The sequence below is a fragment of the Haematobacter genomosp. 1 genome, from assembly GCF_002196855.1.
In the GTDB taxonomy this organism is placed as follows: Bacteria; Pseudomonadota; Alphaproteobacteria; order Rhodobacterales; family Rhodobacteraceae; genus Haematobacter.
Map to the genome: position 1 here is coordinate 1 of NZ_NIPW01000049.1, position 18,858 is coordinate 18,858.

An 18,858-nucleotide genomic window follows, 5' to 3' on the forward strand; every position below is an offset into this window, starting at 1 on the left:
CCACTTCCGAGACACGACCGCGGCCATGCCGTTACCCTTTTTGGTATCGCTGTTTGTGGACTGCACATTTTCTCGTGCGGGAGGGGTAATGGTTTGGACTGTTGTTCCGGAAATGACCCATTTGGACGCCCGTTTGCGGGCAATCGCGCCGGTGGGGTATTCGCTTGTCATCCATGTTCGCAGTCTGACGCCGGAGTATTATGTATCCACCTATCCGGAGCGTTGGGTCGAGACTTACACTGAGCGGCAGTATGCGATGTTCGATCCCGTCAATCTTTGGGCACGGACCCACTCAGGTCGCGTCAGATGGAGTGACATCGAGGTGGACAACTACTCGCCTGCCAGCAAGTTGATCATGGATCGGGCGCGCGAGTATGGCCTCAATTATGGTTGCGGCGTCTCCCGCAGCCGCATTGAGGAATATGGCACGCTCAGCTGTCTTTTCTGCGCCCGGGAGGACCGGGAACTGACAGACGGCGAGCTGGATGAGGTTGAGGGCATCTTCAATCAGCTGCTTGCCGCCGTCGAGGCGGCCAGGCCGCTTTCTGACATAGAGCGCGCTCTGCTTTCTGATCTTGCGAATGGTTTACCCTACAAAGAAATCGCGCATCGGCAAGGCGTCAGCACCGAGACCATCAAGAAGCGCCTGGAGCGGATAAGGGATCTGCTCGGGGCGCGGAACTCGGTGCAAGCAGTGGCAATCGCTACCAAGCGCGGTCTGATCCTGAACCAGCCAGCGTCAGGGCCTGAATAGTCCGATCCAGTGCGGGTCAACTGACGTCGTCGGAGTCGTCGCTGAACGATGCGAGCAGGGCATCGATTTCCGCCCAGACCAGCGGCTCCAGCTGACCCCGCACCAATGACCAGCGGCTGTCGACCCCGAGCGGATCCTGATCGGCAAGCAGCCGATCAAAGATGGCGGCTGGCACGGCGACGCTGGTCCTGACGGTCCAGCTTGCCTGACTTGTCCGCCCGTCACTGGATGGGAGGACATATGTCGATGAGAGTCCCCACCTCTTCACGGCCTTCCGCAGGGCGGCCCGGATCACCTGTCGGGGGGCAATGCCGCAGGCAACCAGCCCTTGTTCCTGGTGCTTCAACGCGTTCACGCGCACGTCGACTTGGATCGAGGCATTGGAGTCATCTCTTGAGGCTTGATCCTCCGATGCGATGCTGGCGCTCGGCTGCGCCGGCGCACGGGCCTCGGCCGCGCTGGCTGGTTCGTCTCTGTCTCGCGTCTGTGCCGGGTTCGTCGTGTTTTGTTGGGACAGACTGAACGAATAGGCCTGATCCGGCCGTGTCACGAGGGGGATGCGTTTGCGGACCATGTCACTCTCAGCCGCTGATGATGGTGTTCAAGATGTCGGTGGCTTCTTCCAGCGCCTCGACGAGCGGGCGGGCATGGGGCTTCATCAGTGGGTTGGGGTCATTCTGCCGCGCAAGAGCGATGGCGTGAAGCAGACCAAGCCGATCCATCTCCTTGAAGGCGTTTCGGTGCATCATAACCGTTTCGACGACCGGGAAACAGTTGACCGCCTGTGCGATCAGTTCCGCATCGGCCTTGGTCGGTTTCGCGGGCACCATGTTCAGAACCACATGATGCTGGGGTAGGGCGCTCGGGTCGTCCACACGGGTCCGCAGATGGGCGAACCAGTCTGCGGTCTGGATGCCGACCTTGAAGTCGGTCGTCGAGAGCATCACCGGGGTCACGATGTGATCAGCCAGCACCGCGACGCTGTCCGACCAGTCCGCGCCGACACCAGCGGTGTCGATGAAGATCAGATCGGCCAGATCCTCGTCGTAGATCCGCTCGATCTCCTGCTCGATGGCGGCGATGCTGAGCGCCCTGATGCGGGTCAGCAGGGGTGATCCGTAGCCGGCACCTTCGGCCCTTTCATACCAGGCCCCGAGCGCATCGGTTCCGTCTGTGTCCATCAGCGTGACCCGCCGACCTGCGGCGATAGCGGCGCTGATCAGCGCGCGGCTCAGCGTGGTTTTGCCCGACCCGCCTTTGCGGGCCATGGCGGCGATTACGCGCAAGGAGTCATTCGGCATGGCGCACCTGCAATAATAGTTACTCGCAAACATTAACGCCGTTTTGTCGTAAGGTGCTGACTCGGATGCGTCAAGCGGGACGCAAGGCGCAGATCGCAGGAAGCGGCACGCATTGCGCAGCTCCCAAAGGACGTGGCACAGGAGACGTGGGACAGGTCCCATTCCCCTTCCGGCACTTTCCACTCCGCAGAATGCAGGACGCAAAGAGCGTGATGCAGACGACAGAAGCCATGCTCCAGATCGCAGAGAGCGTGGCGCATTTCGCATTGGGCGGGATGCAAATCGCAGGGGGCGTGATGCAGTCCGCAGACAACGTGAAACCGCCCCTTCGGGACGGTTTTTCATAATGAGTACAAGCCCATAGTTCCGACTCCGCTTGTGCTGGGAGTCGGCGGGCTTGTACGATCTTGGCAAGAAATAGGAGCGTTAACTTCAAAATGTCCCCGGCCCGCCGAATGACCGAAGAGGAGCGTCTGATGATCGCCAAAGAGCGGTCTGAAGGCGTGTCCGCAGCCGATCTGGCGCAGCAGTTCGGGGTCAGCCTGAAGGCGATCTACAATGCGGTTCACCATGCCCAAGGGCGGCGAGCCTCGAACGGCAGTCGGCCACAGGTGGTCGGATTGAGGCTCAGCGCGGCTGAGCTGTGCCGGTTTGACGCGGCGCTCTCGGTGCGCGGTATCGGGCATCGTTCCGATGCTCTGCGCGCTCTGGTTCTCTCATCCATTGATCTGCTCGCGCCTGATCAGCACATGGCGGAGGAACTGCGCAGCCTTGGCGCGGCAATGAACCGGGTGGGCAACAACATCAATCAGATCGCCCGTCGCCTGAACGAGGGGCGCGTCAGGGCAGAGCAGGCGGTCCTGACAGCACAGGAGAAGGCCGAGATCCGGGCCTTGGCTGGACTGGTTTTCACCATCGCGGATCAGGTCCAGGAGATGAGCCGCAACCGGCGGGCTGCCCTCAAGCTGGAGGTGGACAAGGCGCTGGCGCCCCTGATCCGGGAGGCTCGTGATGGCCCGCGCTGATGCCGTAAGGGCGGTCAACCCGGCGCTCTTTGACCGTGGCTGGAGCAAGGTCTCTGGCTCTGCCTCTGGTGGCATTGGTCGGCGGGCGCAGATGGTGCGCGCCGCACGCGGGCATGCCCCGGCGATCTTCAAACCGATCCGGCAGGGCGGATGCCATACGGGCGCGCAGCTGCGTTCCCAGCTTACCTATCTGACCACCAAATCTAGTTTCATTCTCGATTCCCGTGGCACCCATGACGGCAAGAAGGTGCTTTCGCCCGCTGAGATCGAGCGTGTGGCGCGGCGCTTCGAGAACCAGTGGAACGAACGCCACAGTCCGAAGCTTGGTCACACCTCGCATCTTCTGATGGCTTTTCCGGTCGGCACCCGCACATCAGAGGTTCGCGAGATCACACGTGAGATCTGTGAGCGGTTCTTCGAAGGCGACGGGGCGCAGTTCGATTACATTGCGGCAATCCATGAAGACCGCGCCCATCCCCATGCGCATATCGTGCTGAACCGCCGCAGCAAGGACGGTGAGATGTTCTTCCTCGGGAAGGATCATCACTTCAATTACGATGTTTTCCGCGAAGCGATGGTCGAGGCGGCCGAGCGTCACGGATTGCGTCTCGAGGCCACGCGGAGGCTGGACCGGGGTGTGCTCACCCGTGCGGCCAGCGACGTCGAAATCCGCAAGGCGGAACAGGAGGGCAGGGCACCAGTGGAGCGCCTGCGGACCGGGGCTGACCTTGACCACGCCATTGCCGAGGTGGCGCGCAATGCCGCGATCTATCGGGGCCTCGCCGCCGAGGCCTCGCGTTCGAACTTCCACGATGTTGCGGAAGCCCTGTCCCGGGCCGGGGATGTGCTTGCCCGGGGTAATCGTATACAGTCAGACGGAGTGTTGTATATGACTGATGAAGTTCATGATTTCGACCAACTGATTGATCGGTTCTCGCAGAACATCCGCCAGATCGAAGGACTGATCGAGCGCGCTTCTGCGACCGAACGCCCGGTGATCGAGCGCAAACTGACCGATGTGCTGCGTGAGGTCTCGCATCTGCAACCCCTCGGAGAGCGCTCCGACACATTGCATGAACCCGCATCCCGGGACGGGATCTATGCCGCGCCAAACCTGGTGGAGGCCCACCGGGATCAGCTTGATCATCCAGACCTTAAAGCTCGCGTTGCTGAGGCCATGCGGGGAACCGGCATCGACAGCGACGCTGTCATTGCCCGAATGCGCGAGGGGGCGGGCAACGCCGCGCTGGAACAGCAATGGCTGGCGCAGGATCTTCGGGCCATCGCGAAGGAAGAGCAGCTTGATCTGCGTGACACGGCGCAGCGCGATCAGGCGATGGACCGTCTTGAGGCGGTTCATGGCAAGCTGGGCGATGTGCTGACTGAGGCCCGTGTCCTGCGCGCCGTTGAGGAGGTGGAGAGGGAAGGGCCGGAAAGGGAAGAGGGGGCGCGGCGGTCGGAGATTTCCGCTCATCGCGTTTCGGCTGACAACGTGGCGGCCCGCAGCGAGCCGGACATCTTCGACCCGGCCGAGCGTCAGGAGTTCCGCGCCTTGGTCAGCCAGTTCACGCGGACGGATTTCAGCTATCCCTACTCCGATGATCCGCGCGCCCGGCGCGATGGCGAAAAGCAGGTGGCTGAGGCGAAAGAGGCCTTCGATCGCTTTGCTGAGCGCTCGCCGCAGCATGCCGAACTGGCAACCATGGCCTGGGAAAAGGCCACCGATGTCATGCAGTCACCGGCGACCGGCGTTCGGGCCGCACATCGAACCCTCCATGCCGGAGATATGGACCTCGCGCAGCGTGATCCATCGATCCGGCTCGGTCCGATCACTGAGGAAGTTCGCGAGATGGCGCGCTTCCGGGCCGAAACCCCACAGGACCAGATCCGCGATGCCGTCAGCCGGGAAATCAACCAACTGCATGCCGAAGGCGCATCCCGCGCCCAAATCAGCGAGAAGATCGCCGAGGTTGAGGACAGCGCCCGCCAGGCTCATGCGGAACGCCGCTCTCTCGACGTGACAGCGCCCCAACTGGCCTCCGCCTTGCGCCAGGCTGCCGATGGTAAGGTCGATCTGGCCTCTGACACGGCGCAGCAACGCTTTGTCGAACAGGTCAATGATCGCCTGACGCCGGCCGAAATCAATGATCTGCACCGCGGTGATGCTAAGGTGCTGGACCGGATCACCCCCAATGCGCTCGAACAGCTGCAGCTGGCGCGGGCCTATCTCGAGGCCAAGGAGGTTCATGCCAATGATCCGGCGATGGACCGGGTGCTCGAGCGGATCGTGGAAGAGCGCCACGGCGAGGATCTGAGGCATTCCCTCTCCCATGGCGAGAAGGGGATCACCCATGGATAAGGGCCGTATGCTTCTTGGCGCCGTGGTTCTGACCCTGCTCGGGTTTGCCATCGGCTATGTGCTGGCGACGATCTATTTTTCTGTCCAGTATGCCTATTCGACGCGCAGCTTCGATCTCACCCTGCTGGCGCGGAACTGGCTTGGGCTGAGAACATCGGCTCCGCAGGATTTCCTCTGGGTGAATGGCATCATCCTCGGGACCGGCCTCGCGGCCCTCCTCCTGACCGCAACCATGCTGGGCGATGCGCTGACCAGCTTCGGCACCACCCATTGGCAGAGCCGGGCCGAGATGAAGCGAAACGGCTTCTTTGCCGGGCCGGGCGCGGGTTTCTTGCTTGGCAAAATGGGCTCCCCGAAGTCGAAAAAGCCTTTCATCGTCTCGCGCACCTTTCCGCATGCCCTGGTCGTGGCCCCGACTGGTCGCGGCAAGGGCGTGGGCTTCGTGATCCCGAACCTTCTGACCTATCGCGGCTCGGCCGTGGTCCTTGACGTCAAGGGCGAGAATTTCCGCGAGACCTCACGCTTCAGGGCGTCCACCGGGGACAAAGTATTCCGCTTTGCGCCAACGGACTGGGAGCGGCCAACGCATCGCTACAATCCGCTGGCCCGGATCGCCGCCCTGAAAAACCCCGACCGCCAGCAGATGGAGCTGAAGCTGACCGCCAAACTGTTTCTGCAGACCGACAACGAGAAGCTCAGTGGCCTGCTCGCCGGCGGGATCGACCTCTTCGTTGCGGCCGGGCTGTTGGCCTTCGAGCGCGGCAACCCGACCATCGGCGAGATCTACCGCATCACCGCCTCGGGCGGGAACAAGCAGTTGGAGTTCATGAAGCGGGCAGAGGAGGTGAAGAACCCCTCGGCAAAGCTGATCTTCGAGCGCATGGCCTCGACCAACAATGACACGCTGACCTCCTACCTCTCTCTTCTGATGACCTCCGGGCTCGATACCTGGGACAATCGGGCGATCGATGCGGCCACGGCGACCTCGGATTTTTCCTTCCGGGACATCCGCCGGCAGCCGCATGCGATCTATCTGGTGGTGGAATCCGAGATGGTCCGGCCGCTGGCCCCCCTGATCCGGCTGTTCTTCTCGGATCTGATTGCCTCGCTGCAGGCCGCGGAGCCGGGGAAGGACGAACCCTGGCCGGTGATGATCATGCTCGATGAGTTCGACCGGCTGGGGAAGATGCCGATCGTGGCCGAGAGCATCAAGACGCTGCGCTCTTATGGCGGCAACCTCGCCATCGTCACCCAGACTATTCCGGCGCTGGACGAGATCTATGGCGAGAATACCCGCCGCTCCCTGCAAGGCGGCGCCGGGGTGAAACTCTATCTGACCCCATCTGACCAGAAGACCATCGAAGAGCTGAGCCAGGCTGTTGGCAAGACGACAAAGCGGGTGGTCACTCGGTCCCGCTCGGTGGGTCGCAACCCTTTCGAGGGGCGCAGCGTGACCGAGCGGACCGAAGAAACACCGCTCCTCAACGAGGACGAGGCACGCCGGCTAAACCTAGACGAGGTGATCCTGGTGATCGATGCCCAGATGCCGATCCGGGCGTGGCGCATCAAATACTATGAGGATCCGGCACTGAAGGTGATCCACGCAGGGCAGTCGGGGAGCCATCCCTATCCCGATGCCGAGAAGCGGCAGTACGAGGCGCGTCTGAAGGAGACCGAGGAAACCGTCGAACGTTTGTCGCGGGCGTTGAGCGCGGTTGCTGGGGCTCCGGGGAAGAAGGCCCGAAAACGCGCGTCCGCGCCGGTGCCCGCTGCACCGCGACTGCGCGCGCCCTTGCGCCGCGAGACCGCTTCCACTCCGCCCGAGCCGATCCGGATCGATCTCACGGCGCTCGGGACGGTTCGAGAGGGGCGACAGGCCGTGGAAGCCGCCGTGCTGAAAACGGCAGGAATCCTCGCGCAACATGCGCCCGGGGCATGACAGGCCGCGGGCTATGTGTACCGCTCCGCCCCGAAGCATCATAGGTCACCCCGGAAGCTGGCGTTGCTCCAGCGTCTCGTCGTCGCCGTCAGAGTTCATGGCATCGGCGATCAGATGATCGACCGTCTCGTTGAAATAGCGGGTGAGTTCCCGGTGCAGCGTCCGGAACTCTTCGGCGACCAACCGCTCGAACTCGGCTTGCCGCACCCGGACCATGACGGTGGTGCGGCGCTGCCTCGGATAACGGTAGGGCTTGACCCCGTGTTTGCGGCACAGCGCCACGAAAATCCGCACCGACCAGATGTCGGGGAGGGTATACTGCAACTCGGTTTCCGGCTCGCTGGCAGAGGCTGACGCCAGTTTCGCCTGCAGGCGGTCCCGCGCGGCGCCTGCTGCGGCACGCTCACCTGCCGTCGCGCCGCGCGCGAACAGGGCTTCCAGCTTGGCGAGTTTCTCTCGGATGTCACCGTTTGCGGCCATGGGCGGCTCCTTCCACTTACCGGTCATCAACGCCAGACCCGGTGTAGCGTCAAGGCATGCAAGCTGCTCAGGCAGAATGCCTTTATCCGCTGGAGAGGCTGTGGCAGTCTCCGTGCGTGGCCGGGGAGAACAGGTTGGCGCGCAAACCATCACATCCATGGGCGTTTCGGGCTGGTATGCGCGCAGGGGCCTTCAGCTGGCACGGGACAGCGAAAGCCGTTGAGCGCCTGAAGGCGGCCAGTTCAGAGATCCGGGCCTTGAACCGCAGCGATCCGGTGGCCGCCGCCGAGGGAGTTATCGTCCTGGCCGAGAGAATTTGGCCGGCCTTTGAACATATCGATACCTCCTCCGGCGCACTTGGCACTGCGGTGCGCCGGACACTGGGGGATCTCGTGCCGGTGCTGATTGCCGCGCCAGCGCATGAGGGCGTGCGGGCGCAGTGGCTGGAGCGCATTCGCACGGCCATTGCCGAGGATGGCGTGGATTACCTCGCGCCACTGGCGGATGGGTTCGGCGAGATTTCGGTGTATCCCGCCCTGATCAACGATCATGCCGACCGGGATCTTGCCATGGTTTTCGCTGCATGGGCAGATCACGCGCGTTTCATTCACATCCCCACCGCAACATTGACCCTCTCCTGCCTTCTCGAGGCAGGGCGGTATGACGAGTTGCTTGCCCTGATGGAGGTCAAGAGGAGCCGCCTCTGGTTCGACGAGAAATTCGCGGCCGAGGCGCTCATACGCCAGGGGCGGGAGGACGAGGCCCTCGCCCGCGCCGCGGCGCTGATGGAGGATGATCGCCAGAACTGGGGTCGCCAGGAGATTGCCCGCTTTTGCGAGGCGCTGCTGATCCGGCGCGGGCAGCCTGACGAAGCCTATCGGCGCTTTGGCCTGCCGACGGCGATGGGCAACACCTGGCTGGCGATGTGGCGGGATCTGGTGAAGCGCTATCCGGACACCGACCCGCGCGGCATTCTCGAGGATCTGATCGCGTTGCATGGCCGCAAGGGGAAGTGGTTCGCCGCGGCCAAGACCGCCGGTTACTTGGACATTGCGCTGGACTGCGCGCAGGACAGTGAGGCGGCCCCGGCGACCCTCACGCGCGCGGCGCGGGATTTTGCCGTGAAGGAGCCAGCCTTTGCGACGAGCGTTGCACTTTGCGCCATCCGGCATCTGATTGCGGGTCGAGGCTATGATGCCGGTCCGCATGACATTGACGAGGCGACAGAACATCTGATCGCAGCAAGCCGACGGGTCGGTTCGATGGATCTCGTACACGAGGAACTGAGGAGAATTGTTGAAGGCGGGCGGAACGCGGACCCGCTTGCGATGCGGCTCAGGGAGAGGATCGTGTTGCTGGAGGGCAAGGCCGACGGCGAAGCTGGATAGCCATGAGCGCAAACTCGGCCCTTACCTGCCGGTCGACGCTCGCCATTGCTGCACTGCGGCGATCCCGACAGCGGCCGTTCGTGCGCAATGCAGCGACTTAAGCCTTGCAATGCACCTTGCGGGCGGAAACTTCGCATTGACGTCGCAGTTCGACGACGTCGGGTGGGCTCATAATCTTCCGCATCCTCTGAAAATGCGACCATAGGTGTTTCCAGATCAGTCTTTGGGTAGCTCACCCATGAAGCTGTGGTACATAGTACTTAGTCACACCAGATCTGGGGGCTTTAAGAACTTGTCTTACTATCGATTTAAGTTAGCGGGCTGGTTTATTACGGCTGCGGATCGGCTCACTCGGAAACCGGAGGAGGCAGGCGCGGGAACGCGATACGTCGACCTCGCCCCGACGGATCAGGCCGACCCGGCGGGCGTGTACTCAGCCGCGTTGACCAAGGCGACCAACAACCCCCGTGTGATGAACATTGCCCTCACCGGACCCTACGGATCAGGCAAAAGCAGCATCATCAAGTCTTTCTTGAAGGGGTATAAGCGACCAGTTTTGCAGATATCCTTGGCAGCGTTTCTGCCTGAAGCTCCACCCGAAGCCGGGTCCTTCAACGGCAAGGTGAGCAGGCAGGAGATCGAGCGAAGCATCCTGCAACAAATGCTCTACGGTGCCGATTCGAAGCGGCTTCCGCTTTCGAGGTTTAAGCGGATACAGTCGCCCGGCCGTTGGTCGATGCTGGCCTCTCTCTTCATGATTATCGGCGTCATCGCCTGTTGGCATCTATTCCAGAAGCGAGATGCGATCATGACGGGTGCCTACTTCCGTCCGTTCGACATGACCAATTGGTTCAATCTACTTGCCTTCGTGATTGGTGGTGGGTTCATCTGGCAGGTCATCCATAATCTGTATATCGCAAGTTTCGGTATATCGCTGAAAAGCGTATCTCTGAAGGATATTGAGATCACACCTAAGGCGACGACAGAGGAATCTATCCTTAATCGTAAGCGGCGTCTGAACCCCACGTTGCGTGGCTGACGCGCTGCTGCGAAGTCCTTTTCATCGGCTGATGGGGAGTGCGTTTCGCAATGTGTGCCAAGAATTCGTTTCTCACCTCCCTGGGCGTGGAGATTTATGCCTCTGGTCATCGGCGGTGGCCGGATGAGGTGAAGGCTCGGGTGGTCGCCGATACACTGCAGCCGGGGGCCACGGTAAACGCAGTGGCGGATCACTATGGAGTGCAGCCGAACCAGGTATCGGCGTGGCGGCGGCTGGCCAAGCAGGGCAAGCTGGTGCTGCCAGCCATCTTGGCCGAAGAGCCGGTCTTTGCCTCGCTGGTGGTTTGCGATACACCGCCTGCTGTCCATTCCTACGACGGGCGCGCTGCAGACGAGGGGATCAGGATCATTATCGGGGAGGTGAGGCTTGAGCTGGCCGCGGACACGCCCGCCGTTCGGCTGGCCGAGATTGTCCGTGCTCTTGGAGCCGCGCCGTGCTGATGCCGTCGCAGGGCATGCGGATCCTGGTGGCGACCAAGCCGGTGGACTTCAGGAAGGGGCACGACGGATTGGCAGCCTTGGCGCAGTCGATGCTGGCGGAAGACCCCTTCACCGGCACGATCTTTGTGTTCCGCTCGAAGCGCGCCGATCACGTTTCATAATGCATCTCCTCCTTCAGAATCCGGGTAGGGTCATGGACCTGTCTGCAATCTTATCAAGCGCTTGCCTTGGCCTGCGCGCGGCTATTTCCTGCAAGCCTATCCGAACCGCCTCGGTTTCGAGCGCGGCCAGCGGTATTTTCCATGGGGCGGAATACAGGATCTGTGTCGCGGGGAGGATCTGCGCGCGGATCAGTTTGTGGACAGATGCCACGCAGACGCCGAGCCGCTTGGCGGCAGCATCGACGCTCACGGTCTTCTCCTCCTCGGCCTCGGGATCATAGGGTGGGATCGCGAGCCTGTCGCGCAATTCAGCCACGCGGACGGTCGTCCATGTCTCGTCATCCTCAGTGCGGCAGCGCATCCGGTTGAGGGTCACGGCAAGTTCCCTGTCTGGCCAGTGCCCGCCAAGTTTGCGCAAGATGTCGGCAGCAGTGCGCTTTGGCCCCGGCGGGAAGCGACCGGTTCGGCGCCGGGCCAGCCTGACCTCGGTGTGGCGCCCGCCGATCCAGTGAATGAGTAGAACGAAGGCGTTCTCCGCCTGATCGATGTCGATCACCACTTCCTCGATCAGCAGGCGCACCAGTCGCTGCCGCGCGCGGGCATCGGTCCCGGCGGCATTCCATGCCGAGGGCAGGTCGGTGGCGAGCCGCAAGAGGACATCAGGATCGACCCCGGGCCTCGCGATGAGTTCTGCGCCCAAAGCGGCAAGCTTTTGCTCGACCGAGGCCACCCGCTCCAGGGCTGCGTTCCACCGCGCCTCCAGCGTGCGCGCAACATGCCGTTTGGCGGGATCGACATGCTCATATCGCCGCTCGGCCAGTTCCGCGGCGTATCGTGCCTCATCAAGCTCCTTCTCGACAGCAAGCCGCACCACCTCCTGTGCCCGGGTGGCCTGCTGTCCCGCCAATAGGGCAGCCTGCACGGCGCGGCCGGAGACCGCTTCGAGCAGTTGGCCGGTCACTGCCGCATCGATGCCGCCCCCGCCCGCACCGATGCAGAGCCCAGCCCCGACATGGCTGTCATCGCCCCGACATTGGTAACGATGGGACAGGTCGGTCCCGGTCTTGTAAAAGACCCGCATCATCCGGCCGCACCTTGCGCAACGCGCCATGCCGCTCAGCAGCGCCTGTCCGCCGCGCCCGGATTTGCGGGCCGTTCGCTTTTGCATATGCGCGTTCTCCCCCAGCAGGACGCGGTTCTCCTCATAGGCCTGCCAGTCGATGTATCCTTCGTGATTGCTCTTGATCAGCACGCCCCACTCCTCGATCGCCCGGTGATGGCCGCTGGTCTTGCGCGCCTCGCCCTCGACCACCGCCATCCGATTACCGGTCCGGCCGAAGGCATAGGCACCAGCGTAGACCGGATTATGCAGCACCTGCATCACACTGTGATAGGCAGGCTTGCGCCAAGCGATCTTGCGCAGGGCACCGTTGCGCAGGACCACTGGCAGATGGACATCGGCCGCGCGCAGCCACAGGAACACCTGGCGACCGCTGCCAAGCTCGCGGAACTTGGCGAAGATCAGGTGGATGGCCTGCCGGACCCGCTCATCAGGATCCATCTCAATCCTGTCGTCCTCGCTCCAGCAGAACCCAGGCGGCAAGGTAAAGCGGAGTTCTCCCCGCTTCGCCTTCGCATCGCGGGCCGCCAGCCCACGTTGCCGCAGAAGACTGAGTTCGTATTCCGACATGGTGCCCTTCAGCCCCAGCAGCAGTCGATCATTCATTTGACGCGGATCGTAGACCCCCTCCGGGTCAACGACCAAGGCCCCCGTCAAGGCGCAGAGGTCAATCAGATGATGCCAGTCCCGGCCATTACGGGAAAGCCGCGAGGCTTCGATGCAATAGACCGCCCCCACCGTCCCGGCACAGACTTCCGCGACCAGACGCTGGAAGCCCGGGCGGGCAATCAGACCAGAGCCGGAGCGTCCCAGATCCTCATCGATGACCCGGACCTCGGCGAAGCCGGTGTCGCGGGCGGCTTCGGCCAGCTGGTATTGCCGCTTCTGGCTTTCGAGATTCCCGAGCACCTGAGCCATCGTCGACTGGCGAACGTAGACGAGTGCGCTGCGGGCAAGGTGCTCAGCGGTGATCTTTGCGTGCATCATGACCTGCGCCCTCCGCAATCTTGCCCGCCGCCATCAGCAGCAGGTCTGCCAATGCCTCCAGGATCGCCGGTGTCGCGGGCGCGGCCGGGGGGCGGTTCGGGCTGTCGTTCAGGTCCAGGCAGAGCTGACTCGGCGTCGCTTGCTTTTGTTGCGAGAGGGGTCGGGGTCGGCAGGGCATGCGTATCCTCCTCGGGAATCGATCCCCCACAGGATGACGCAAGCTGGCCGTGACGCATTAGATCGAGTGTCTGTGCAAGCGACCGCAAGGCTTCGAGAGCAACAACCGGCGGGCCGCTTTCCATGCGTGCGCAATAGGCGGCATCGCACATCCAGGGGGGCAAAGTCCGGAAGAACCCCTGCCGTTCCTCGACCAGCACAGAGTCCGATCCGTGCCTGCGTCCCCCATCGCGCGCGCGTAAAACCCGCCCGTAAAGAGGGTGCCAAGGATATTCGATCCGCAAATCACGCAGTTGGTATGTGGAATGAAAGCCGATCGGCCGACAGGCTGAAGATCCTGTTCTGGGACGGCAGCGGGCTGGTGATGGCTTACAAGCGCCTTGAGGCCGACAGCTTCACCTGGCCGGCCATCCGGGACGGGGCCATGACCTTGAGCCGAACGCAGTTCGAGGCGCTTTTTGCCGGCCTCGACTGGCGGCGGGTCCGACCTCTGGAAACCCCAAAGCCAGCCGTTTCAGAATGACCTGAATGCAATAAAAGCGTTCAACTACAGTCGGATCAGGGTATGATGACTTCATGTCCGCCGCTCCGTCCATCGACCTGTCCGCCATCCCCGAAAGCCAGCGCGCCGCTGTTCTTGCCGTGCTGAGGGAACGGGACGCGCTGCAGGAAACCAACCGGCGGCTGGAGCATCTGATCGCCGAGCTGAACCAGGTCTTGCATGGCAAACGCTCCGAGAAGCTGAACGACGACGAGCGTCAGCTGGCTTTCGAGGATCTGGAAACCGCGTTGGCCGAGGCCGAGACCCGGCAGGATGCGGAGACTGCGCCCCGCACGCCCCCGCGCCGGGCCGCCCGCCGCAATCGCGGGCATCTTCCGGAAAGCCTGCCCCGCGTAGAACGCGTGATCGAGCCGAGCAGTCTGCTCTGTCCGTGTGGCTGTGGTGAGATGCACCGCATCGGCGAAGACCGGACCGAGCGGCTGGATATCGTGCCCGCGCAACTGCGGGTCATCGTGACCGTGCGCCCAAAATATGCGTGCCGCAGGTGTGCAGAGGGCGTGACCCAGGCACCGGCACCCGCACACCTGATCGATGGCGGCCTACCCACTGAGGGCGCCTTGGCGCATGTGCTGGTCAGCAAATACGCGGACCATCTGCCGTTGTATCGTCAGAGCCAAATCCTTGCCCGCGCGGGCATCGAGCTTCACCGCAGCACGCTGGCTGATTGGGTCGGCACCGCCGCCTTCCACCTCGGTCCCGTGGTCGATCGGCTGACAGAGCACCTGAAGACGTCGAGCAAGCTGTTCATGGACGAAACCACGGCACCCGTGCTCGATCCTGGCCGAGGCCGGACGAAGACGGGCTACCTCTGGGCCCTGGCGCGCGATGACCGCTCATGGGGCGGGGGCGATCCGCCCGGTGTGGTCTTCACCTATGCGCCCGACCGCGCGGGCGAAAACGCAGAGCGCATCCTCCATGGCTTTGACGGCACCCTGCAGCTGGATGGCTATACCGGCTACAACCGTCTGACGCGTCCGTCCCGGACAGGCGGCGCACCGATCACCGTCGCTTATTGCTGGGCGCATGTCCGGCGAAAACTGAAGGAGATCTTTGATCGCGACGGCTCCAAGATCGCGGCCGAGGGCCTGTGCCGGATAGCCGAGCTTTACCGGATCGAGGCCGAGATCCGTGGCATGGACCCGGGCCAGCGGCTGTCGGCCCGCCAAGCGCGCAGTGCGCCGCTGATCGCCGCATTCGGGGAATGGCTGCAGCTGCAGTGTCGGCGCATATCGATGAGGTCGCGCCTCGGGGAGAAGCTGGCCTATATCCATCGTCACTGGGGCGGGTTGCAGACCTTCTTGCGCGACGGCCGGGTCGAGATCGACTCCAACAACGTCGAGAACCTGATCCGGCCGATCGCGCTGACGCGAAAGAATGCGCTCTTCGCAGGCCATGACGAGGGTGGCCGATCCTGGGCGCGCATCGCATCCCTGATCGCCACCGCAAAGGTCAACGGCGTCGAACCCTTCGCCTACCTCAAGGCAACCCTGGAAGCGGTGGCAGCCAGCCATCCTCAGGCAAAGATCGACGACCTGCTGCCCTGGAACTTCAACCCGTCAAGCTGAAACCAGGTGAGGCGGCGCCGCCGCTTACTGATCGTCGAGGTTCTGGCCCGCAACGGCCTGGTCTTTGCCTTCCTGTTCGTGGGCGGCGTCATGTGGCTGTCCTATCAGCTGTCCGACCGGCTGACGGCTGGTCGGCTGCACGGATCGGCAGTGGCCATCATCATCGGTCTGATCCTGGCCTGGATCGGCGGCATGATGACCGGGGGCAGCCGCGGGCTGGCGGATGTGCCGCTGTTCACCGGGATCGGGCTGATGGGGGGCGCGATGCTGCGCGACCTGGCCATCGTCTCGACCGCTTACGGCGTCGACATGCGCGAGATCCGCAAGGCCGGCGCGGCGGGGGTCAGCGCGCTGGCCTTGGGGATCGTGGTGTCCTTCGCGGTGGGCGCGGCGATCGCGGCGGCCTTCGGCTATACCGATGCGGTCAGCATGGCGACGATCGGCGGGGGTGCGGCGACCTATATCGTGGGTCCGGTGACCGGCACCGCCTTGGGCGCCAGTTCCGAGGTCATCGCCCTGTCGGTCGCTGCGGGGCTGCTGAAGGCGGTGCTGGTGATGATCGGCACGCCGCTGGTCGCGCCGCTGATCGGGCTGAACAACCCGAAATCGGCCATGGCCTATGGCGGGCTGATGGGCACGACCAGCGGCGTGGCCGGGGGGCTGGCCGCGACCGACAAGCGGCTGGTGCCCTATGGCGCGATGACGGCGACCTTCTTCACCGGGCTGGGCTGTCTGATGGGGCCGTCGGTCCTCTATCTGGCGCTGCTGGCCGTGACGGGCTGACCGTCTCGACCGCCAGCACCACGAGGCCCAGCCCCGCGGCCAAGGCCCACAGATGCCACAGGATGGGCGCGATCTCGGGCAGGGTCGCGCCCATCTGCATGACCCGCACCAGCCCGTCGATGGCCGCCGTCGACGGGATCAGCTGCGCCAGCGCGTTGAGATGGGCCGGGATCGCCTCGACCGGCCAAGCGAAGCCCGACAGGAAGAAGAACGGCATCCCGAGCGCCAGCAGCACGACCTGCACGACCTCGCCCCGCCGGAACAGCGCCGCGACCAGCTGCGCCAGAAACCCGGCCGCCAGCAGGAAGGGCAGGCCCAGCATCATCAGCGCCCCCGGCCCGCCCAGGATCGGCAGGCCATAGAGCACCGGCAGCACGATCAGATAGACCGGCAGCAGCCCCGCCCAGATGGCCAGCCACGCCCCCGCCCGGCCCAGCAGCCGCCAGACCGGATGGCCGGGCAGCGGCCCGCGCCGGGTCGCAGCCAAGGCCAGCCCCATCATCATCGTCTGCTGCAGGATCAGCACGAAGGCCGCGGGCAGCACATAGGTCGCGTAGCCCGCCGCGGGGTTGAACAGCGGCACCTCGATCTGGTTCGCGGGGCTGACCTGGGCGGTGGCCACGGCGCGGGGCGTGCCTTGGGCGATCAGGCGCCCGGCCTCGACCTCGGCGCCCATCTGGCGCAGGGGGACGGCGGCGCCCTGCATCACGCGCTGATACATCAGGAAATAGCTGGCATCGGCATAAAGCGCGACGGGGCTCTGATCGCCGCGCAGCAGGGCGCGTTCGAACCCGTCGGGGATCAGCATGACGCCATAGGCGCGGCGTTCATGGACCAGCCGCGTGGCCTCGGCCATGTCGGGGGCGAGATGGGTCAGGGCAACGGCCTCCGACGCGTCCACGCGCCGCGCCAGATCGGCCGAAGCGGTCGATCCGTCCTGATCGACCAGCACCACCGGCACATCGCGCAGAAGCTCGGCCCGATAGGGCAGCGGATAGATCAGCGCATAGATGACCAGCGCCAGCAGGACGATCATGCGCACCTGCCGGTCGCCCAGCACGGCGGCCAGCTCGGCGCGGAAGGCGGTGGCCAGCGCGGTCATGACGCGACCTCCTGCCGGGCCAGGCGCGACAGCTGCGCCAGGATCAGCGTGGCCAGCACGCCCGCGATCACCGCCAGCCACAGGACCGACATGGCGGAGATGTCCAAGGGCGTCGCGCGCAGCGACTGGTCGATGCGCAGCTGCACATACCAGGTGCCGGGAATGGCCGCGCCCCAGGCCTGGGCCAGGGTCGACATCGCCTCGCGCGGGAAACCCAGCCCCATGAATCCGAAGGCCGGCGCGGTGATGATGGCGATCAGGCTGGCCGCCCGGCCCATGTCACGCGACAGCACGAAGGCCAGCGCGCCGATCATCTGCGACGCCAGCACGAACAGCACCGCGCCAAGCGCCATCAGCCACAGCGACCCGCGCAAGGGCACCGCCAGCCAGCCATAGAGCGCCACGTCCGACAGGCCCAGGAGCAGCAGGAAGACGACCGTATAGGGCAGGATCTTGCCCAGCATCGCGGGCAGGATGCCGCCCGCCATCCGCATCAGCACGCGCGGATGCCGCCCCGGGCCGAAATCCAGCGAGACCGCATAGGCGGTCGCGGCGGCGGCGATGATCTGCAGGACCGTGGGGATCAGCGCGGCCAGCAGGAAATGCACATAATCAAAGGCCGGGTTGAACAGCGCATGGGCCTGCATCGGGATGGGCTGCAGCGCGACCATGGCCTGCACGGGCGCCTCTCCCTGACCCTGGCGCACCGACAGGCGCAGGCCCGCCAGCGCCGTGTCGATGGCATTGCGGGCGCCGCGGGCGACCAGCGATCCGGCGCTCATGTGCTGGTTGTCGTAGAAGGTGACGATCTCGGGGCGCGCGCCCCGGGTGATGTCGCGTTCCAGGTTCTGGGGCATCAGCACCGCGCCGCGCACCGCGCCGGACACGATCAGCGCGCGTGCCTCGGACAGATCGGACGCGCGATGGGTCACGGTCAGCTCGGGCGCCGCGTCCAGCATCCGCGTGACGGCCCGCGACAGATCCGAACGGTCCAGGTCGATCACCGCCACCGCCATGCCCGTGGGAATGCCTGCGCGAAAGATGCCGCCCAGGACCAGCAACATGATCAGCGGCAGCACGATCACCAGCCCCGCCAGCGCCGGGCGGCGCGGCAGCAGGCGGATCTCGCGCGCCATGACGGCCAGCATGGCCCTAGCGGTCCAGCTGGATCAGCGCGGACATGCCGGGGCGCAGGCCCTCCAGCGGCGCGACGGGGCGGGCCCGCAGCTCAAAGCTGCGCAGGTCGAAATCGCCCGTCGCGCGGGTGGCGCGCCAGCTGGCGAACTGGCCCTGCACGTTGATCAGGGTGATCTCGGCCTCGGCCTCACGGTCCAGGGCGGGGATGCGGATCGTCAGCCGGTCGCCCATCTCCAGCCCCGCCAGCAGATCCTCGCGCAGGTTGAAGGTGAACCAGGCCTGGTCCAGATCGACGATGGTGAACAGCGGCGCGCCCGGGCCGACATTCTCGCCCAGCTCGATCGTGCGGCCAGAGATCTCGCCCGACATGGGCGCGAAGATCCGCAATTCGTCCAGATCGGCCTGGCGTTGGGCCAGCGCGGCCTCGGCCTGGGCGACCTGGGCCGCGGCGACCTCGCGTTCCTCGGGCGAGGCCCCGGCCCGGGCCAGGTCCAGCTGCGCCTCGGCGGCCTCGACCC

18 protein-coding genes are annotated in these 18,858 nt (G+C 64.5%); 11 read left to right on the plus strand and 7 right to left on the minus strand.

The window, feature by feature from the left end; genetic code table 11:
• Positions 1-754, plus strand: a 754-nt coding sequence (locus CDV49_RS18450; RefSeq protein WP_088216803.1) for a helix-turn-helix transcriptional regulator, incomplete at its 5' end; no start/stop codon positions are given.
• A 16-nt stretch (positions 755-770) separates the two neighbouring features.
• Here CDV49_RS18450 and CDV49_RS18455 read toward each other — a convergent pair.
• Together CDV49_RS18455 and CDV49_RS18460 are read right to left on the minus strand one after the other, a co-directional pair.
• The gene (locus CDV49_RS18455; protein ID WP_035714930.1) at positions 771-1,328 is read right to left on the minus strand and encodes a hypothetical protein; all 558 of its coding nucleotides are present in this window, start codon (positions 1,326-1,328) and stop codon (positions 771-773) included.
• A 7-nt stretch (positions 1,329-1,335) separates the two neighbouring features.
• The gene (locus CDV49_RS18460; RefSeq protein WP_035714927.1) at positions 1,336-2,055 is read right to left on the minus strand and encodes a nucleotide-binding protein; all 720 of its coding nucleotides are present in this window, start codon (positions 2,053-2,055) and stop codon (positions 1,336-1,338) included.
• Between the two features lie 476 nt (positions 2,056-2,531).
• On the opposite strand from CDV49_RS18460, the gene mobC reads away from it, so the two are divergent.
• Genes mobC through CDV49_RS18475 form a run of 3 tightly spaced genes read left to right on the plus strand, consistent with a single transcriptional unit; the run spans position 2,532 to position 7,378 of the window.
• On the plus strand, positions 2,532-3,080 hold the full coding sequence (gene mobC, locus CDV49_RS18465; RefSeq protein ID WP_244901207.1) for a plasmid mobilization relaxosome protein MobC: 549 nt from the start codon (positions 2,532-2,534) through the stop codon (positions 3,078-3,080).
• The gene (locus CDV49_RS18470; RefSeq protein ID WP_035714923.1) at positions 3,067-5,439 is read left to right on the plus strand and encodes a relaxase/mobilization nuclease domain-containing protein; all 2,373 of its coding nucleotides are present in this window, start codon (positions 3,067-3,069) and stop codon (positions 5,437-5,439) included. The genes mobC and CDV49_RS18470 overlap by 14 nt, the downstream gene beginning before the upstream one ends.
• Positions 5,432-7,378, plus strand: coding sequence for a type IV secretory system conjugative DNA transfer family protein (locus tag CDV49_RS18475; RefSeq protein WP_035714921.1), 1,947 nt, complete (start codon positions 5,432-5,434; stop codon positions 7,376-7,378). Before CDV49_RS18470 ends, CDV49_RS18475 begins: the two co-directional genes overlap by 8 nt.
• 45 nt (positions 7,379-7,423) lie before the next feature.
• Here the strand turns inward: CDV49_RS18475 and CDV49_RS18480 are convergent, their stop codons facing one another.
• Positions 7,424-7,858 carry a hypothetical protein gene (locus CDV49_RS18480; RefSeq protein WP_035714918.1) on the minus strand — a complete coding sequence of 145 codons (435 nt, stop codon included), beginning with the start codon at positions 7,856-7,858 and terminating at the stop codon, positions 7,424-7,426.
• A gap of 257 nt (positions 7,859-8,115) precedes the next feature.
• On the opposite strand from CDV49_RS18480, the gene CDV49_RS18485 reads away from it, so the two are divergent.
• From CDV49_RS18485 to tnpB (CDV49_RS18500), 4 genes are all read left to right on the plus strand, one after another.
• Positions 8,116-9,246 carry a hypothetical protein gene (locus CDV49_RS18485; protein WP_244901206.1) on the plus strand — a complete coding sequence of 377 codons (1,131 nt, stop codon included), beginning with the start codon at positions 8,116-8,118 and terminating at the stop codon, positions 9,244-9,246.
• Between the two features lie 292 nt (positions 9,247-9,538).
• Positions 9,539-10,285: a YobI family P-loop NTPase gene (locus CDV49_RS18490; protein WP_179209266.1), complete on the plus strand. Its 747-nt coding sequence runs from the start codon at positions 9,539-9,541 to the stop codon at positions 10,283-10,285.
• A gap of 50 nt (positions 10,286-10,335) precedes the next feature.
• Positions 10,336-10,746, plus strand: a complete 411-nt coding sequence (tnpA, locus tag CDV49_RS18495) for an IS66-like element accessory protein TnpA (RefSeq protein WP_035714911.1) — start codon at positions 10,336-10,338, stop codon at positions 10,744-10,746.
• Positions 10,746-10,907 (plus strand): IS66 family insertion sequence element accessory protein TnpB, encoded by a 162-nt coding sequence (tnpB, locus tag CDV49_RS18500; RefSeq protein WP_140418254.1) that lies wholly within the window; start codon positions 10,746-10,748, stop codon positions 10,905-10,907. The genes tnpA and tnpB (CDV49_RS18500) overlap by 1 nt, the downstream gene beginning before the upstream one ends.
• Before the next feature lie 13 nt (positions 10,908-10,920).
• Here the strand turns inward: tnpB (CDV49_RS18500) and CDV49_RS18505 are convergent, their stop codons facing one another.
• Positions 10,921-13,011 carry a recombinase family protein gene (locus CDV49_RS18505; RefSeq protein ID WP_035714956.1) on the minus strand — a complete coding sequence of 697 codons (2,091 nt, stop codon included), beginning with the start codon at positions 13,009-13,011 and terminating at the stop codon, positions 10,921-10,923.
• 478 nt (positions 13,012-13,489) lie between these two features.
• On the opposite strand from CDV49_RS18505, the gene tnpB (CDV49_RS20570) reads away from it, so the two are divergent.
• The 3 genes from tnpB (CDV49_RS20570) to madM are packed head-to-tail and all read left to right on the plus strand — an operon-like array spanning position 13,490 to position 16,101.
• Positions 13,490-13,714 (plus strand): IS66 family insertion sequence element accessory protein TnpB, encoded by a 225-nt coding sequence (gene tnpB, locus CDV49_RS20570; RefSeq protein ID WP_169743206.1) that lies wholly within the window; start codon positions 13,490-13,492, stop codon positions 13,712-13,714.
• A gap of 53 nt (positions 13,715-13,767) precedes the next feature.
• The gene (gene tnpC, locus CDV49_RS18515; RefSeq protein ID WP_035714907.1) at positions 13,768-15,318 is read left to right on the plus strand and encodes an IS66 family transposase; all 1,551 of its coding nucleotides are present in this window, start codon (positions 13,768-13,770) and stop codon (positions 15,316-15,318) included.
• 6 nt (positions 15,319-15,324) lie between these two features.
• Positions 15,325-16,101 (plus strand): malonate transporter subunit MadM, encoded by a 777-nt coding sequence (gene madM, locus CDV49_RS18520; RefSeq protein ID WP_226341282.1) that lies wholly within the window; start codon positions 15,325-15,327, stop codon positions 16,099-16,101.
• Here the strand turns inward: madM and CDV49_RS18525 are convergent.
• The 3 genes from CDV49_RS18525 to CDV49_RS18535 all read right to left on the minus strand — a co-directional run.
• On the minus strand, positions 16,034-17,203 hold the full coding sequence (locus CDV49_RS18525) for an ABC transporter permease (protein ID WP_035714904.1): 1,170 nt from the start codon (positions 17,201-17,203) through the stop codon (positions 16,034-16,036). The two genes, madM and CDV49_RS18525, sit on opposite strands and share 68 nt — an antisense overlap.
• Positions 17,200-18,351 carry an ABC transporter permease gene (locus tag CDV49_RS18530; protein ID WP_035714902.1) on the minus strand — a complete coding sequence of 384 codons (1,152 nt, stop codon included), beginning with the start codon at positions 18,349-18,351 and terminating at the stop codon, positions 17,200-17,202. Before CDV49_RS18530 ends, CDV49_RS18525 begins: the two co-directional genes overlap by 4 nt.
• A 4-nt stretch (positions 18,352-18,355) precedes the next feature.
• On the minus strand, positions 18,356-18,858 hold a 503-nt coding region (locus CDV49_RS18535; RefSeq protein WP_143413205.1), incomplete at its 5' end, for an HlyD family secretion protein.

Coding starts and splice junctions, on each gene's coding strand:
- CDV49_RS18455 (WP_035714930.1), bottom strand. CDS start 1,328: ATGGTCCGCAAACGCATCCCCCTCGTGACACGGCCGGATCAGGCCTAT.
- CDV49_RS18460 (WP_035714927.1), bottom strand. CDS start 2,055: ATGCCGAATGACTCCTTGCGCGTAATCGCCGCCATGGCCCGCAAAGGC.
- mobC (WP_244901207.1), top strand. CDS start 2,532: ATGATCGCCAAAGAGCGGTCTGAAGGCGTGTCCGCAGCCGATCTGGCG.
- CDV49_RS18470 (WP_035714923.1), top strand. CDS start 3,067: ATGGCCCGCGCTGATGCCGTAAGGGCGGTCAACCCGGCGCTCTTTGAC.
- CDV49_RS18475 (WP_035714921.1), top strand. CDS start 5,432: ATGGATAAGGGCCGTATGCTTCTTGGCGCCGTGGTTCTGACCCTGCTC.
- CDV49_RS18480 (WP_035714918.1), bottom strand. CDS start 7,858: ATGGCCGCAAACGGTGACATCCGAGAGAAACTCGCCAAGCTGGAAGCC.
- tnpA (WP_035714911.1), top strand. CDS start 10,336: ATGTGTGCCAAGAATTCGTTTCTCACCTCCCTGGGCGTGGAGATTTAT.
- tnpB (WP_140418254.1), top strand. CDS start 10,746: ATGCCGTCGCAGGGCATGCGGATCCTGGTGGCGACCAAGCCGGTGGAC.
- CDV49_RS18505 (WP_035714956.1), bottom strand. CDS start 13,011: ATGCACGCAAAGATCACCGCTGAGCACCTTGCCCGCAGCGCACTCGTC.
- tnpB (WP_169743206.1), top strand. CDS start 13,490: ATGTGGAATGAAAGCCGATCGGCCGACAGGCTGAAGATCCTGTTCTGG.
- tnpC (WP_035714907.1), top strand. CDS start 13,768: ATGTCCGCCGCTCCGTCCATCGACCTGTCCGCCATCCCCGAAAGCCAG.
- CDV49_RS18525 (WP_035714904.1), bottom strand. CDS start 17,203: ATGACCGCGCTGGCCACCGCCTTCCGCGCCGAGCTGGCCGCCGTGCTG.
- CDV49_RS18530 (WP_035714902.1), bottom strand. CDS start 18,351: ATGCTGGCCGTCATGGCGCGCGAGATCCGCCTGCTGCCGCGCCGCCCG.